Source organism: Shewanella goraebulensis (genome assembly GCF_030252245.1).
GTDB classification, from domain to species: Bacteria; Pseudomonadota; Gammaproteobacteria; order Enterobacterales; family Shewanellaceae; genus Shewanella; species Shewanella goraebulensis.
Genome location: NZ_CP126972.1, coordinates 117,988 through 133,376 on the forward strand (window position 1 = coordinate 117,988; position 15,389 = coordinate 133,376).

Sequence of the window (15,389 nt, forward strand, 5' to 3'; positions counted from 1 at the left end):
TTTGTTTAACTATGGCAAAGTACGTATACGCAATTTTACTTTCAATGATGTTTTCAATGAATGTATATAGTGCCGATGAAAAAGCGGTCGAAAACTTTGCTTACTATGGTTTTGAGCCAGACATTGTTACCAATTACATTTCAAATCGAAAAAAATTAGGATTTGTAAAAATAAGTGTCGAACTGATGGTGAAAGATCCTGATCACCTTTTATTGATTGAACATCATGATCCGTTACTGCGTGCCGCGATTGTTGAAGTCTTAGGTAATCAAGCTGAAGATAAAGTGAAATCATTAACGGGTCGTGAAGATATTCGCCGTGAGTGCTATGAAACCGTTAATAAGCTTTTAGAAGAAGAAACCGGACAACAAATCGTGGTTAATTTATTATTTACCAAGTACTTATACGATTAATGAAACCTCAAAGTAAATCAAAAGCAGTTAATACGAATACCAAAGGCACTGCACGCAAATCCGAAAGTCGCGCGAAGAGTGCCAAGCATGTGAAAAGTCAAAATAAAAAGAATCATCCAACAAATGCAAAAAAAGTAAAATCTATCTCAAAGGCGCTGCATCCAAGAAATAAGCATAATCAAGGCTATGATTTTGCAAAACTTATTTCAGAGTGTCCCAAATTGTCCCACTTTGTTAGGCCTAACCCTTACGGTAATTTATCAATAGACTTTTCCGATCCACAAGCGGTAAAAGCTCTTAATGCGGCTATATTAAAAACCGATTATCAGATTGAGCACTGGGATATACCTGAAGGCTTTTTGTGTCCGCCAGTGCCGGGTAGAGTGGACTATTTGCACTATATTGCTGATCTATTAAGTGTGAATGGCAAGGTACCAAAAGGTCAAAAAGTAAAGGCTCTAGACATTGGAACAGGAGCTAATGGCATATATCCATTATTGGGCATTCAATCATATGGCTGGCAGTTTGTAGCAAGCGACATTGATCCTACTTCAATTGCGAATGTAGCCGGTGTCGCTGATAAAAATCAACTGATTAACCAAAAGCTTAGCTTGCGACTGCAAGCTGACGCTAACCATATCTTTAGCGGTATTATTGCCGATAATGAACGCTTTGATATCACCTTGTGTAACCCCCCTTTTCATCGTTCGTTAGAAGAGGCAACGCAAGGAAGTATTAAAAAGAATATCAATTTAGCAGCTAACAGAGCTAAGAAAGGCGCAAACAAGCCGCAAGCAACCAAAACTGCAAACGCTAACAAACAAGCTGCAAGCAGTTTGAATTTTGGTGGTCAGAAAGCTGAGCTTTGGTGCGAAGGTGGTGAGCAACAGTTTTTAGCCAATATGATTACTGAAAGCCAACAGTTTGCTTCGCAGTGTCTGTGGTTCAGTTCTTTAGTCTCTAAGTCAGAAAATTTAAAGCCTTGTTATGCTTTGCTAGAAAAGCTATCTGCAGACAGTGTCAAAACCATTGAAATGCAGCAAGGGAACAAAATTACTCGAGTATTAGCTTGGAGTTTTTTGACTGAGGTTCAGCGAAGACAGTGGGCTAAATTTAGAAATATGCAGTGAGTTCACATTCAGTTAGTGCAAAATTAGTGAATAAAAAGCAGTGACATGACTGACGGAGATTTTAATGCTAATCAGTTCTTTACCCGAGTTAACAACCTCATATAATGGAGGTTGTTAACCTTTAGATATACTTTTACTTTTCTTTATTGGCATCAAAATCAATGTTTTCGGCGCCATGATAAACAAGGAAATGACGACCTTTAGCACGAGCAATAATGGTAATGCCCATCTTCTGTGCTAGTTCAAGTCCCATCTGAGTGACACCACTACGAGAAAGCAGTACAGGAATACCCATTTTAGCCACTTTGATCACCATCTCTGATGTAAGGCGACCTGTGGTATAAAAGATTTTATCGTTACCACTTTCGCCTTCTAACCACATGTCACCAGCTAAAGTATCAACAGCATTGTGACGACCTACATCTTCAATGAATGCTTGAATTTGATCGTCTTTACAAATACCACAGCCATGCACTGCACCAGCATTTTTGTAGGTCTCATTGTAGGCATTAATATTCTTCAGTAAGCTATACAGAGTAGACTGCTTAAGTTCAGGTTTAGGCAAGTTGATGTCATCAAGCCCTTGCATGAAGCCGCCGTAGACGGTGCCTTGGCCACAACCTGATGTTACTGTTTTTTCAGAAAGTTTTTCATCTAAATCGGCTGTTTTTTCTTGAGTTAAAATCGCAGCAGAATTGACATCCCAATCAACAATAATCGACTCAAGCAAATTCGCATCATTCACAAACCCTTGGTTTTTTAAATACCCTAGTGCTAATGACTCAGGCTTAGCCCCTAATGTCATCAAAGTCACAATCGGCTGCCAATTCAAGTAAACCGTTAGTGGTCTTTCACAGGCGACAAATTTATCAATGCTCTCACCTAATTCATTTATGGCTTTAACGGGCAGAGTTAATGGTACTTCAGCTTGGGTTTTGACCAGTTTTAGTGGGGCTTTGGTGCGTGTATTGGTTTGCGTCATTGATATTGTGGCCTCTGACTGTGTCATCTATCGCCATCATCGGCTAAAAGATGAGAATCGTGATTAAAACTAACTGAATATCAGCATAGCAACTTTTGTTCCTCTCACAGTAAGTAGATTGTAAATGCGTGATCTAACACTAAAGTTAATCAGTAACAGCTAATTAACGTAGCCTTATGTCCTAGTAAATTTAGCAATATGGACAAATTGTCCTACTCTTAGAGTTGATTAAGCGATCTAGGTCAAATTTTTGGTTTCATTTTATCTGGCATCATTTTTGCATTTTAATCACTAATTAGAAGAATAAGCCTGTTTATTTCAATATTTTAAGTCACACAGTTGTTAATCAACTTGATGTATTTATTGTATTTTTGTTTATTCCTCGTTGGTTCATGTTTTTAAGGGCAAAGCTTTTATGCAACACACTGAAGATGTTTGGCCTATGTATGTTTCGCTAAAGAAAGTCGAGAAGATGGTTGGTCGCTGGCCCTCTGTCACTTGGGAAGTTGACCAATTACTTCCTGCGACACATGAAGCTCCTGAAGGGGCGAAATTAGTTTTATTTGAATTACATAAAGATGAGCGTGGCAGTTACCGAATCAATCTCGATATGGACAACACCATGTTATATATCGTTTGTGATGAATTAGCTGATGAATCGTTAGTTCCAGCAGCAATCTCTTGCGACCAAAACGTGGCAGCAGGTTGTTTGGAGTCAGAAACCCCTGTGCTGAATGTACCTATGCCAGAAGCATTAGCTTGCTGGGTCGAAGCATTTATTACTCGTCATGGAGAAGTTGAGATATCAGCTAAGCGACGTAAGCATGTAAATCGTCGTAAAGGGCAAGGCCCAAGCGTAGATCACCTTCGGAGTCATTAATGAGCGATAAGCCTAGAGGTTTTTTCTCGCGTTGGAGTGAACGTAGAGAGCAAGTTGAAGCTGAAGCAGCACAAGAGCAAGCTGATAAAAAGTTACTCGCTGAGTCAGCGCAAACTGAGTCAACAGATGGCAGTGAACATCTTGAGACCCAGACGGTAGCATCAGATGCTGATCAAGCAGACAAAATACTTGAAGCAGAAGATTTACCGGATCCAGAGAAAATTGAAGTGGGTGGCAGTTTTGCTTCTTTCATGGGAGCAAATGTCTCTCCTGAAGCTAAATCAGCAGCATTAAAGGCGCTCTGGAAACAACCGCAGTATAACGAAATTGATGGCCTACTTGAGTATGCTCTTGATTACAGCAACCAACCTAAATTGAGCGCAGAAGTCTCAGCTGAGTTGGCTAAAAAAGTATTCCGAAACGTGATGAAAGACGAAGAAGAAACTGCTGAAGATGAAACGTTATTAGCAAGCGAGGGAGATGACTCAGTTGGTGATGCAACTGAAGCCCCGCAAGTATTAAATGAGAAGAGTGAATTAGTCGCAGAGACTGACTTAGTTAATCAGAGTGATGATCTGGTTATGGCACAGAATGCGGAACAACCGCTTCAAGCCCAAACTAAAGTTTAGTTATAAGCAAATAATTTTATGTCCACTATTTAGTGTCAGATTAAGAACTTATAGATTTCGAGCTGATGTGATTGATGCTTAAAGATGAAAGCCTCAATGACTAATGGATTTACAGCACAGTATAAGTCTTTTGCACACTAAAACTGTTCAGGAACGCAATGTGAGCAATAGTCAAACCCCGCTTGAACTACAACAAGTTCGTCAGCAGGTATTAGCACAGACTCAAGTGATTCAAAACTTGATTCCACCGACAGTGAGTTACACAACTGAAGGTAATGTGTTAGTCATCGGTCCAGAAGATTTGGCTCGATTAGCTGCAGACAAATTGTCTACTATGGCCAATACTGTGATTTTGGCCAATGAAGCCATTACTAGCCAAGATGAAGCACATCTTGAAGCGGTAATGAATGCTGCCGTGAATAGCGAAAGCTATTACAACAAACTTATCTCAGTAAAAGGCTTTCTAGGGCAATTCCAAGTCACGGTTGAAAGTGAAGGTCAAGACAGCAACGCTGCTGAATTGAGCCTAGTTGCTATCCGCAAGCCACACTTTGATATTGTACTCGATTTGAGCATGAGCCCATGTTTAAACCTTGAAATGCTGCCACCTGGTTACTTTTACGTTGGTCAAGATGCTGAAAAACTAGCGGACGCATTGGATCAAATTCCAGATTTAGTCGGTGAATTTGATAAACCGCGTTATGTAAAAGTGAACAGTGATATCTGTGCTCATAACCGTAATGGCGTCAATGGTTGTAACCGTTGTCTGAATTTCTGTCCTGCTGATGCTATTAGCAGCATTGAGCAAAAAATCGAAATCGATCCTTACCTATGTCATGGCGCAGGCAGTTGCACTAATGCTTGTCCAACGGGTGCCATAGCATTTGATTTACCAACGCCACAAGCACTTCATAGCTACATTCAAAAATTAGTTAGTCGTTACCTTGAGCAAGCACAAGCTGCGCCTGTCATCTTATTCCATGACAGTGCCGTCGGTGCAGAGCTCATTACCGCTGATTTAGTGGGTGATATCATTCCGGTGGAACTGGAAGAAATCACCGTTGCGAGTATCGATCACTGGATGTCAGCACTTGCGTGGGGGGCACGTCAGGTATTAATTCTAAATACTGATGCGACAGCGCCGACATTGACGCAAATGCTTAACGGTGAATTGTCATTAGCTAACACCATTTTAGATGAAATGGGTCAGCCTCAACGCATTAGCTTAATTGATACCCAAACATTGGCATCGTTGAATGACAAATTGGCTATTAGCCTAGATTGGCCATTAATCGTTCCTGCTGCGTTCACACCAAGCACTAAGCGTGAAACCTTATACGCTGCAATTGATCATTTAAATGAACAAGCTGCAGCGACTGAGACCTGCATTGCGATTAGCAATGTCCCATACGGTAAAGTCGAAGTTAACGCTGACAAATGTACCTTGTGTATGTCGTGTGTTGCGACTTGTCCTACTCAAGCATTGACTGATGGCGGTGATAAACCTGCGCTTCATTTTGTTGAGCAAGACTGTGTTCAGTGTGGCTTATGTGAAAGTTCTTGTCCTGAAGATGTGATTAGCATTACCTCGCAAATCAATTTAGACCAAGCATCACGTCAGCAACGTCAAACGCTAAAAGAAGAGCCTCCGTTTGAATGTATTCGCTGTGGTACCGCGTTTGCAACTCAATCTATGGTTCATCGCATGATTGATATGATTGGAGGTCACTCAGCATTTAACGCCAATATTGAGCGTTTGAAAATGTGTGGTGATTGCCGCGTAAAAGATATGTTTGAAGACATTCTTGAAGACCCTGAGAAGCAACTTCGATAAGAGACCCGATATGACCGAATTAGTTAGAGAAATTTCAGAAAACGATCAGCTACGGGCAGATATTTACCAAATATTAGCAGCCTTATTACGTCGTCATCCAAGTGCTGAACTGCTTGCGTTTTTAGCAGAACTTGAAATTGATGCAGAAGAAAGTGACATCACAGCGGCTTGGGCTGCATTGAAAGTTGCTGCAACCAAATACACAGAAAAAGAACTTGAAGAAGAATACTTCAACATTTTCTATGGTGTGGGTCGTGGTGAAGTACTGCCTTATGGTAGTTGGTTCATGACAGGTTCATTAATGGACAAGCCTTTAGCATTATTACGTCAAGACCTACTGCAATTAGGTTTTGCTCGTGAAGATGAAGTTAAAGAGCCTGAAGATCATGTTGCTGCATTATGTGAAGTCATGGGTACCTTGATTTTAGAAGCGCCTGGTTACCGCCAGTTAGCTTTTTACCAACGTCATATTGGCAGTTGGATTGCACGTTTCTGTGACACATTGGAAAAAACTCCAAGTGCTGCGTTTTACGCACCTGTTGCACAGTTAGCAAAAGCATTTTTTGAAATTGAAGCAAATGAATTTGAGCAATTAAGCTTAGACATTCCTGTGAACTGCCCTGGTAGTGAAGCAGAAGCTGCAGCATCAGAAAGTGTTGAAAAAATTGAACCTTCAACTAACGAATTGGCATCTTAATTTAGCCTTAGTTATTGCAGGTGCAAAGATTTATGCCGCTGAATGTTAATTCAGTGGCATAGACCGAAACGGGAGGCAACTCCCACTCAATCTAGGGTGTCAACACCCTGTTATTTAAGCGTTTATTAAGGAGAGACTATGAAGAAGCAAGCTTCCGTCATGGATCGTCGTCAAATGCTAAAAGCATTGGCTGTCGGTAGTGCCGCTGGCGCAGTTGCTACTGTTAGCGGACAAGCTCTAGCTGCCTCACCAGAAGCCACACCAGTTGTGGGTAAAAGTGATGGTTATAGAGAAACAAGCCATGTACGTAGTTACTACGATACGTTACGTAGTAAGTAATTAAAGGAGAATATGTGATGCGATTAACCCGCAAAACAGAGAAAGTTGAAGTAGCAGATAAACCTGCACTTGGACTGAATCGTCGCCAATTTTTGAAGTCAGCTACATTCGCTACAGGCGGTATTGCTGCGGCATCAATGCTTGGTGCTGGAATGATGCGTAAAGCAGAAGCCAAAGATGTACCACATGATGCGCCAACTGAAGTAAAACGTACTATTTGTTCTCACTGTTCAGTGGGCTGTGGTATTTATGCTGAAGTACAAAATGGTGTTTGGACTGGTCAAGAGCCAGCATTCGATCATCCATTTAACGCTGGTGGCCACTGTGCAAAAGGTGCTGCATTACGTGAGCATGGTCATGGTGAAAAACGTCTTAAATACCCAATGAAGCTTGAAGGCGGAAAGTGGAAAAAACTTTCTTGGGAACAAGCGATTGAAGAGGTTGGCCAAAAAGCCTTAGATATCCGTCAAGAATCTGGTCCAGATTCAGTATTCTTTATGGGTAGTGCTAAGTTCTCTAACGAACAAGCTTATATGTACCGCAAATTAGCGGCAATGTGGGGCACGAACAACGTCGACCACTCTGCACGTATTTGTCACTCTACCACTGTAGCCGGTGTTGCAAACACTTGGGGTTACGGTGCGCAAACGAACTCATTTAATGACATTCGTAAATCGAAAGCGATGATGTTCATCGGTTCGAACCCTTGTGAAGCTCACCCAGTTTCAATGCAACACATCCTTGAAGGTAAAGAGCGCGGCGCGAAAATTATCGTAGTCGACCCTCGTTTCACCCGAACTGCAGCTAAGTCTGACGAGTTCGTGCATATTCGTCCTGGTACGGATATTCCTTACATTTATGGTTTGTTGTGGCATATTTTTGAAAACGGTTGGGAAGACCAAACTTTCATCGACCAACGTGTATACGGTATGGAACGTATCCGTGAGGAAGTGAAAAAGTGGAATCCTGCAGAAGTTGAGAATGTTGCCGGTGTACCTGAAAAGCAAATGCATCGTGTGGCTAAATTACTAGCTGAAACTAAACCAGGTACTGTGGTTTGGTGTATGGGTGGTACTCAGCATCACGTTGGTAATGCTAACACGCGTGCATACTGTATCCTGCAATTAGCCCTTGGTAACATGGGTGTTGAAGGTGGTGGTACTAACATTTTCCGTGGTCACGATAACGTTCAAGGTGCGACTGACTTTGGCTTATTATTCGATACATTACCTGGTTACTACGGCCTGAAAACAGGCTCTTGGAAACATTGGTGTAATGTGTGGGATCTTGAATATGACTGGGTTAAAAACCGTTTCGATCAAGAGCAACGTTTAGGTCAAGATCCTATGACCTCAACAGGTATCCCTTGTTCTCGTTGGCATGATGGTGTACTTGAAGACAAATCTAAGATTGCTCAGAAAGATAACATTCGCATGTCATTCTTCTGGGGCCAATCTGTAAACACTGAAACTCGTGGTCGTGAAGTGCGTGAAGCATTGAACAAAATGGACACAGTAGTTGTTGTGGATCCTTTCCCAACAATGGCGGGTGTTATGCACGAGCGTACTGATGGCGTTTACTTATTGCCAGCAGCAACTCAGTTTGAAACTTACGGTTCTGTATCGGCTTCAAACCGCTCACTACAGTGGCGTACACAGGTTATCGAACCATTATTTGAGTCAAAAGCTGACCACATTATTATGTATAAGCTGGCGAAAAAATGGGGTATCGAAGGCGAATTCTGTAAACATATCAAAGTGAATGGTGATGAGCCGTTGATTGAAGATATGACTCGAGAGTTCAACAAAGGTATGTGGACCATTGGTTACACAGGCCAAAGCCCTGAGCGTTTGAAAATGCACCAAGAAAACTGGGGCACGTTCGATATCGAGAGCTTAGAAGCACCAGGCGGCCCAGCTAAAGGTGAAACTTACGGTTTACCTTGGCCTTGTTGGGGCACACCAGAAAACAAACATCCAGGTACACAGATCCTTTATCGTACTGGACGTGAAGTTAAGTATGGTGGCGGTAACTTCCGTGCACGTTACGGTGTTGAGCATGAAGGTAATAACATTCTTGCAGAAGGTTCTTACTCGAAAGGCAGTGAAATTCAAGACGGTTATCCTGAATTTACCGCAGACATGCTTAAGCAGCTTGGTTGGTGGGATGATTTAACCGCTGAAGAAAAAGTTCACGCAGAAGGCAAAAACTGGAAAACAGATATTTCTGGTGGTATCCAACGCGTAGCGATTAATCACGGTTGTATCCCTTACGGTAACGCGAAAGCGCGTGTTATTGTTTGGAACTTCCCAGATGATATCCCAATCCATCGCGAGCCTTTATATACCCCTCGTCGTGACTTAGTGTCTAAGTACCCAACCTACGAAGACCGTATGGTTGCACGTCTTCCTACTCTGTATAAGTCTATTCAAGATAAAGACTTTGCTAAAGACTTCCCATTAGCAGTAACAACGGGTCGTTTAGTTGAGTACGAAGGTGGTGGTGAAGAAACGCGCTCAAATCCATGGCTTGCAGAATTACAGCAAGAAATGTTTATTGAGATTAACCCTGCTGATGCAGCAGATCGCGGCTTACGTGATGGTGATGACGTATTCGTTCACAGTCCAGAAGGCGCTAAAATCACAGTTAAAGCTATGGTGACTCCACGAGTCATTGCTGGTGAATGTTTCATGCCATACCACTTCGCGGGTGTTTTCGAAGGCAAGAGCCTAGAGAAGAGTTACCCAGAAGGAACGGTTCCTTATGTGATTGGTGAATCTGCCAATACCGTAATGACCTACGGTTATGATGTTGTGACTCAGATGCAAGAGACTAAGTCTAGCTTGTGTCAGATCAGCAAAGCCTAATTAACTTGATGAGGAGATAAGCCACTATGGCAGTCATGAAATTTTTGTGTGACACAAAACGCTGCATCGAGTGTAACGGTTGCGTCACAGCTTGTAAGAACGAAAACGATTCCGCTCTAGAGTGGGGAATTCAACGTCGTCGCGTGGTTACTATCAATGATGGTGAACCAGGCGAAGCATCAATCTCAGTAGCATGTATGCACTGTACTGATGCACCTTGTATGGCCGTTTGTCCGGCAGATTGTTTCTACCAAACAGACGACGGCATTGTACTGCACGATAAAGATACGTGTATCGGTTGTGGTTACTGTTTCTATGCTTGTCCTTTCGGTGCTCCACAGTTCCCGAAAAAGACTGCGTTTGGTAGCCGAGGCAAAATGGATAAGTGTACTTTCTGTGCTGGTGGCCCAGAAGAGAACCATTCAGATGCTGAACGTCAGAAATATGGTGCGAACCGTATTGCTGAAGGTAAATTACCTATGTGTGCAGAGCTTTGTTCAACCAAAGCATTGTTAGCTGGTGATGCTGAGATTGTATCGACCATTTATCGCGAGCGTATGGCGAAACGTGGTAACCCGAATACCATTTGGGGCTATGATCCTAAAACAGGTGATTTGGTATAGGCAGTGCAAAAGGTTGCGGGCTTTGGTCCGTAACCAAGCAAGGAGTGACAATGTTGAACAAACAGTTAAACAAATCACTGCGTAGCTTGTTTGCTCTGTTGGTTCTGGTGATGGGGTTAGGGTTTTCAACCACAACTTTAGCGGCAGATGAACAATCAAGTAAGCAGCAGGCAGGGAAAGAAAACCCGGCAGATTTATGGCGAGCAGTTAAGGCTGGAGACAGTGGTTTTACGACAGCTCAAGGTATTGAACCAGGTGTATTGATTAATGTTGGCGGCAACGAAGGTCGATTAATTAGGGATAACTACATTACTCCAGGAGTAGCACTTGCTCTGGTTGGTGTATTTGGTGCCTTTTTAATATTTTACTTTGTTAATGGCCCTGCAAAATTAAGCAAAGGCTTCTCTGGCAAGATGGTCGAGCGTTGGTCAAAAGCAGACATTTGGCTACATTGGATTATGGCCATTGCTTGTCTAACCTTAATGCTGACAGGCTTAGTGATCATACTGGGTAAATTTGCAATTCAACCGTACGTAAGCGACAGCATTTGGGCGGGAGTGATTGCCTTTTGTAAGTTTGTACATGATTGGGTTGGTCCGGTATTTATCGTATCTTGGTTACTGTGTATCGTTAAGTGGATGCCACTTCAAACCATTAAAATGTATGACATCAAATGGTTCTTAGTGGTGGGTGGTTACATCAACTTTGGTCCATTTAAAGGTAAGCACCCTGATAGCGGTTTTGCTAACGCGGGTGAAAAAATGTGGTTCTGGACATTAGTCTTGTTCGGTCTATTTATCAGTGTATCTGGCATGATGTTAGTGTTACCTGGTTTGGATTTACCACGTGAAGCCTCGATGGTTGCATTACTCGTTCACGGTGTGAGCGCTGCTATTTTGATTGCATTTACGATTGTGCACATCTGGATGGCAACGGCATTAAGTGAAGGCGGTATGGAATCTATGGTATCTGGGTATTGTGATGAAAACTGGGCAATCCAGCATCATAATCTTTGGTACGATGAAATCAAAGCCAATGGTACGTTGAAATACCAAAAGTAAATTAGCTAAAGCCTTTAACGTTTAAGCAGTAAAAAACACCTCAACTGAGATTATCTCGTTGGGGTGTTTTTATTTGGAAGCTTCTTTTTTGTGGAAGTGTCGATAAGCTTTCAAGTACAGCTAATGGTGAGTATTACTGATTAAGTTTTTACTTTGTAAACAGACTGTCTTTCAACGGCCCATATTCATGAGCAAAAGACTCCCGATAAATATGCTTTGGGCATATCTCTCATTGACTTTATTTCAAAAAGTGACCTTTATCTAGATTGATGTTTTTCATCAGAAGTGCAGGCACAAAAATATTGTTGTTTCTGGCTTTGAACTAAGACATATAACCTCTCTCGATTTAGCTTCATTTAAACAAGAACGTCATTTGATTGTTAATGGATTCATTAAAGGTAATTAACCCTATTCTCTGTTTATTTTTAATAGCTAAAAGTACTATCCCATCTAGTTTTAAGCACTAAATGCTATATGTAAATAGGAAAAGTTATCACTACCAATAAAGTATGACAAACAGTGCTAACTTGATGAGATGTTAAGGTTTTTAACAATCGTTTCCTCCCTGCTTCAAGGCCTATTCGAGGACTATTGAGAGATACCCATTTCAAAGTATGACTCAGTTAACGCTTTGTCGATTTTGTGTCGTTTTTTGGAATATGAACAGGGGTCAGATCAATTTATTTCAACTTATCTCTCTATATATTAGCCCGGTAAATTTTGGAACATTATTCATTTAGAAGTGTTTTTACCTTTTCGGTCTACTTTCATTAACTTGTTGTTAACAACTGTTTTGAAAAGTCGAAAAGGCCTATGAGGGCATCAACCAAAGAGTTGATGTGATTTAAACCGGGAGTAAAGATGAAGAAGCAACAGCCTGATCTGAACCGCAGATCTTTGCTGAAAGCCATCACCGTAGGTAGCGCTGCTACTGCAGCTATCGCTGTATCAGGTGTGAGTGTGGCTCAAGCAACCGAGAGTAACGTTAGCAGCAAAAATGCTAAAGGTTACAAAGAAACTGCGCATATTCGTAGCTACTACGATAGCTTACGCGGATAATTCAGGAGAAATAAGCGATGAAGTTAACTCGCAAGTCTACCGCAGCTCCTAAAGCTGCTACCAAGTCGCTCGGTATCAACCGTCGTCAATTTATGAAGAATGCAGGTATTGCAACTGGTGGTATCGCCGCTGCTTCATTAATGGGCACAGGTATGATGCGTAGAGCTGAAGCTCATGATGTACCGCATGATGCACCTACTGAAATCAAACGCACTGTATGTTCTGCATGTGCTGTTGGTTGTGGTTTATACGCAGAAGTACAAAATGGTGTTTGGACTGGTCAAGAACCAGCTTTCGATCACCCATTTAATGCTGGTGGCCACTGTGCTAAAGGTGCTGCATTACGTGAACATGGTCACGGTGAAAAGCGTCTTAAGTACCCAATGAAACTTGTTGATGGCAAGTGGAAAAAATTATCTTGGGAACAAGCTTACAACGAAGTCGGCGACAAAATGCTTGATATTCGTGAAGAGTCAGGTCCTGATTCAGTTTACTTTATGGGTAGTGCTAAGTTCTCGAACGAAGGCTGCTACATGTATCGTAAATTTGCGGCAATGTGGGGCACGAACAACGTCGATCACTCTGCACGTATTTGTCACTCTACCACGGTAGCTGGTGTTGCTAACACTTGGGGCTACGGTGCGCAAACTAACTCTTTCAATGATATCCAGAATGCAAATGCAATCTTCTTCATCGGTGCAAACCCGGCTGAAGCGCATCCAGTTGCAATGCAGCATATCTTAATCGCGAAAGAGAAAAACAACGCTAAGATTATCGTTGTTGACCCTCGTTTCTCTCGTACTGCAGCGCACGCTGACCTACATTGTGGTCTTCGTCCTGGTACTGATATTCCATTCATCTACGGTATGCTTTGGCACATCTTCGAAAATGGTTGGGAAGACAAAACGTTCATCCAAGAACGTGTTTTCGAAATGGAAACAATTCGCGAAGAAGTGAAAAAGTTCCCACCGAAAGAAGTTGCTGACATCACTGGTTGTAGCGAAGAAGAAGTTTACCAAGCTGCGAAAATGATGGCAGATAACCGTCCAGGTACTGTTGTTTGGTGTATGGGTGGTACTCAGCATCACGTCGGTAATGCGAACACTCGTGCTTACTGTATCCTTCAATTAGCACTAGGTAACATGGGTGTTAAAGGCGGCGGAACAAATATTTTCCGTGGTCATGATAACGTTCAAGGCGCAACTGACTTAGGTTTGTTATTCGATAACTTACCTGGTTACTACGGCCTGACTTCTGGCGCATGGGATCACTGGACAAACGTTTGGGACCTAGATAGAGATTGGGTTTCTAGCCGTTTTGACCAAAATGAATACCTTGGCCGTGTTCCAATGAACACTCCGGGTATCCCTTGTTCTCGCTGGCATGATGGTGTTTTAGAAACGCCTGAAAAATTAGCTCAAAAAGACCGTGTACGTATGGGCTTCTTCTGGGGTCAATCAGTTAACACTGAAACTCGTCAAGATGATGTTCGTGAAGCACTAGACAAGATGGACACAGTAGTTGTTGTGGATCCTTTCCCAACAATGGCTGGTGTTATGCACCGTCGTCAAAACGGCGTGTACTTGCTACCAGCTTGTACTCAGTTTGAAACTGAAGGTTCAGTATCTAACTCTGGTCGTTCACAACAATGGCGTGAAAAGATTGTTGAGCCATTATTTGAATCAAAAACTGACCTTGAGATTATGTATCGTCTATCTCAAAAGCTTGGTTTTGCTGATGAGTACACTAAGCGTATCGCTAAAGATGCAAATGATGTACTAGTCATTGAAGACATTACTCGCGAAATTAACCGCGGTATGTGGACTATTGGTATGTCAGGTCAAAGCCCTGAGCGTATCAAAGAACACACTCAAAACTGGGGCACGTTCAGCAACAAGACTCTTGAAGCTGCTGGCGGACCTGCTAAAGGCGAAACTTACGGTTTACCTTGGCCTTGTTGGGGTACTCCAGAGCAGAAGCATCCAGGTACTCAAATTCTTTACAATACGCACAAGCACGTGCTTGACGGCGGCGGTAACTTCCGTGCCCGTTACGGTATTGAATACAAAGGTAAAAACTTGTTAGCGGAAGGCAGCTTCTCTAAAGGCGCTGAAATCACTGACGGTTACCCAGAGTTCACTGCAGACATGCTTAAACAGCTTGGCTGGTTTGACGAACTGACTGCTGAAGAAAAAGTTCACGCAGAAGGTAAAAACTGGAAAACTGATATCTCTGGTGGTATCCAACGCGTTGCAATGAAGCACGGCTGTATCCCTTACGGTAATGCTAAAGCTCGTTGTATTGTATGGACATTCCCTGATGAAGTACCTGTTCACCGTGAGCCGTTATACACGCCTCGTCGTGACTTAGTATCTAAGTACCCAACGTACGCTGATATGCAAGTACATCGTTTACCAACACTGTACAAGTCAATTCAAGACAATGACAACTCTGCTAAGTACCCACTTGCATTAACGTCAGGCCGTCTGGTTGAGTACGAAGGTGGTGGTGAAGAGTCTCGTTCTAACCCTTGGTTAGCAGAACTTCAACAAGAAATGTTTGTTGAAATTAACCCTGCAGATGCAGCTGATCGTGGTCTACGTGATGGCGATACAGTTTGGTTAGAAGGTGCTGAAGGCGGACGCATCAAGATTAAAGCAATGGTCACTCCACGCGTTAAGCCTGGTGTAACTTGGATGCCATACCACTTCGCGGGTGAAATGCACGGCGAAAGCCTTGCACCTAACTATCCAGAAGGCACTGTACCTTACGTATTAGGTGAATCAGCTAACACTGCACTGACCTATGGTTATGACCCTGTAACACAAATGCAGGAAACCAAAGCGTCGCTTTGTCAAATTGAAAAAGCGTAATT

The 15,389-nt window shown here is 42.5% G+C and carries 13 protein-coding genes; 12 read left to right on the forward strand and 1 reads right to left on the reverse strand.

The features are described 5' to 3' along the window. The first annotated feature begins 11 nt into the window (after positions 1–11). Together QPX86_RS00550 and rlmF are read left to right on the forward strand one after the other, a co-directional pair. Entirely contained in the window at positions 12–413 is a 402-nt protein-coding gene (locus QPX86_RS00550) for a flagellar basal body-associated protein FliL (protein WP_220753992.1), read from the forward strand. Next, positions 413–1,543 carry a 23S rRNA (adenine(1618)-N(6))-methyltransferase RlmF gene (gene rlmF, locus QPX86_RS00555; protein WP_285163833.1) on the forward strand — a complete coding sequence of 377 codons (1,131 nt, stop codon included), beginning with the start codon at positions 413–415 and terminating at the stop codon, positions 1,541–1,543. Before QPX86_RS00550 ends, rlmF begins: the two co-directional genes overlap by 1 nt. Positions 1,544–1,676: 133 nt before the next feature. On the opposite strand, the gene QPX86_RS00560 is transcribed toward rlmF, so the two are convergent. Continuing rightward, positions 1,677–2,525 carry a formate dehydrogenase accessory sulfurtransferase FdhD gene (locus QPX86_RS00560; protein WP_285165118.1) on the reverse strand — a complete coding sequence of 283 codons (849 nt, stop codon included), beginning with the start codon at positions 2,523–2,525 and terminating at the stop codon, positions 1,677–1,679. Between the two features lie 415 nt (positions 2,526–2,940). Here QPX86_RS00560 and QPX86_RS00565 point away from each other — a divergent pair, with 415 nt between their 5' ends. The 10 genes from QPX86_RS00565 to QPX86_RS00610 all read left to right on the forward strand — a co-directional run bounded on the left by QPX86_RS00565 (position 2,941) and on the right by QPX86_RS00610 (position 15,387). Beyond that, positions 2,941–3,405: a DUF3305 domain-containing protein gene (locus tag QPX86_RS00565; RefSeq protein ID WP_220753995.1), complete on the forward strand. Its 465-nt coding sequence runs from the start codon at positions 2,941–2,943 to the stop codon at positions 3,403–3,405. Next, entirely contained in the window at positions 3,405–4,034 is a 630-nt protein-coding gene (locus QPX86_RS00570) for a DUF3306 domain-containing protein (RefSeq protein ID WP_285163834.1), read from the forward strand. Before QPX86_RS00565 ends, QPX86_RS00570 begins: the two co-directional genes overlap by 1 nt. 160 nt (positions 4,035–4,194) lie before the next feature. Continuing rightward, positions 4,195–5,868 (forward strand): 4Fe-4S binding protein, encoded by a 1,674-nt coding sequence (locus QPX86_RS00575; RefSeq protein ID WP_259651321.1) that lies wholly within the window; start codon positions 4,195–4,197, stop codon positions 5,866–5,868. A gap of 10 nt (positions 5,869–5,878) precedes the next feature. Next, positions 5,879–6,565, forward strand: a complete 687-nt coding sequence (locus QPX86_RS00580; RefSeq protein WP_285163835.1) for a TorD/DmsD family molecular chaperone — start codon at positions 5,879–5,881, stop codon at positions 6,563–6,565. 138 nt (positions 6,566–6,703) lie between these two features. After that, positions 6,704–6,904 (forward strand): twin-arginine translocation signal domain-containing protein, encoded by a 201-nt coding sequence (locus QPX86_RS00585; protein ID WP_153912917.1) that lies wholly within the window; start codon positions 6,704–6,706, stop codon positions 6,902–6,904. Positions 6,905–6,921: 17 nt separating this feature from the next. Further along, positions 6,922–9,771 carry a formate dehydrogenase subunit alpha gene (locus tag QPX86_RS00590; protein ID WP_220754057.1) on the forward strand — a complete coding sequence of 950 codons (2,850 nt, stop codon included), beginning with the start codon at positions 6,922–6,924 and terminating at the stop codon, positions 9,769–9,771. A 26-nt stretch (positions 9,772–9,797) separates the two neighbouring features. Beyond that, positions 9,798–10,394 carry a formate dehydrogenase FDH3 subunit beta gene (gene fdh3B, locus QPX86_RS00595; protein ID WP_285163836.1) on the forward strand — a complete coding sequence of 199 codons (597 nt, stop codon included), beginning with the start codon at positions 9,798–9,800 and terminating at the stop codon, positions 10,392–10,394. 50 nt (positions 10,395–10,444) lie between these two features. Then, positions 10,445–11,455: a formate dehydrogenase subunit gamma gene (locus QPX86_RS00600; RefSeq protein WP_220754000.1), complete on the forward strand. Its 1,011-nt coding sequence runs from the start codon at positions 10,445–10,447 to the stop codon at positions 11,453–11,455. Positions 11,456–12,316: 861 nt separating this feature from the next. After that, the gene (locus tag QPX86_RS00605; RefSeq protein ID WP_102527589.1) at positions 12,317–12,514 is read left to right on the forward strand and encodes a twin-arginine translocation signal domain-containing protein; all 198 of its coding nucleotides are present in this window, start codon (positions 12,317–12,319) and stop codon (positions 12,512–12,514) included. 17 nt (positions 12,515–12,531) lie between these two features. Continuing rightward, positions 12,532–15,387: a molybdopterin-dependent oxidoreductase gene (locus tag QPX86_RS00610; protein WP_220754001.1), complete on the forward strand. Its 2,856-nt coding sequence runs from the start codon at positions 12,532–12,534 to the stop codon at positions 15,385–15,387. Positions 15,388–15,389 lie beyond the last annotated feature (2 nt).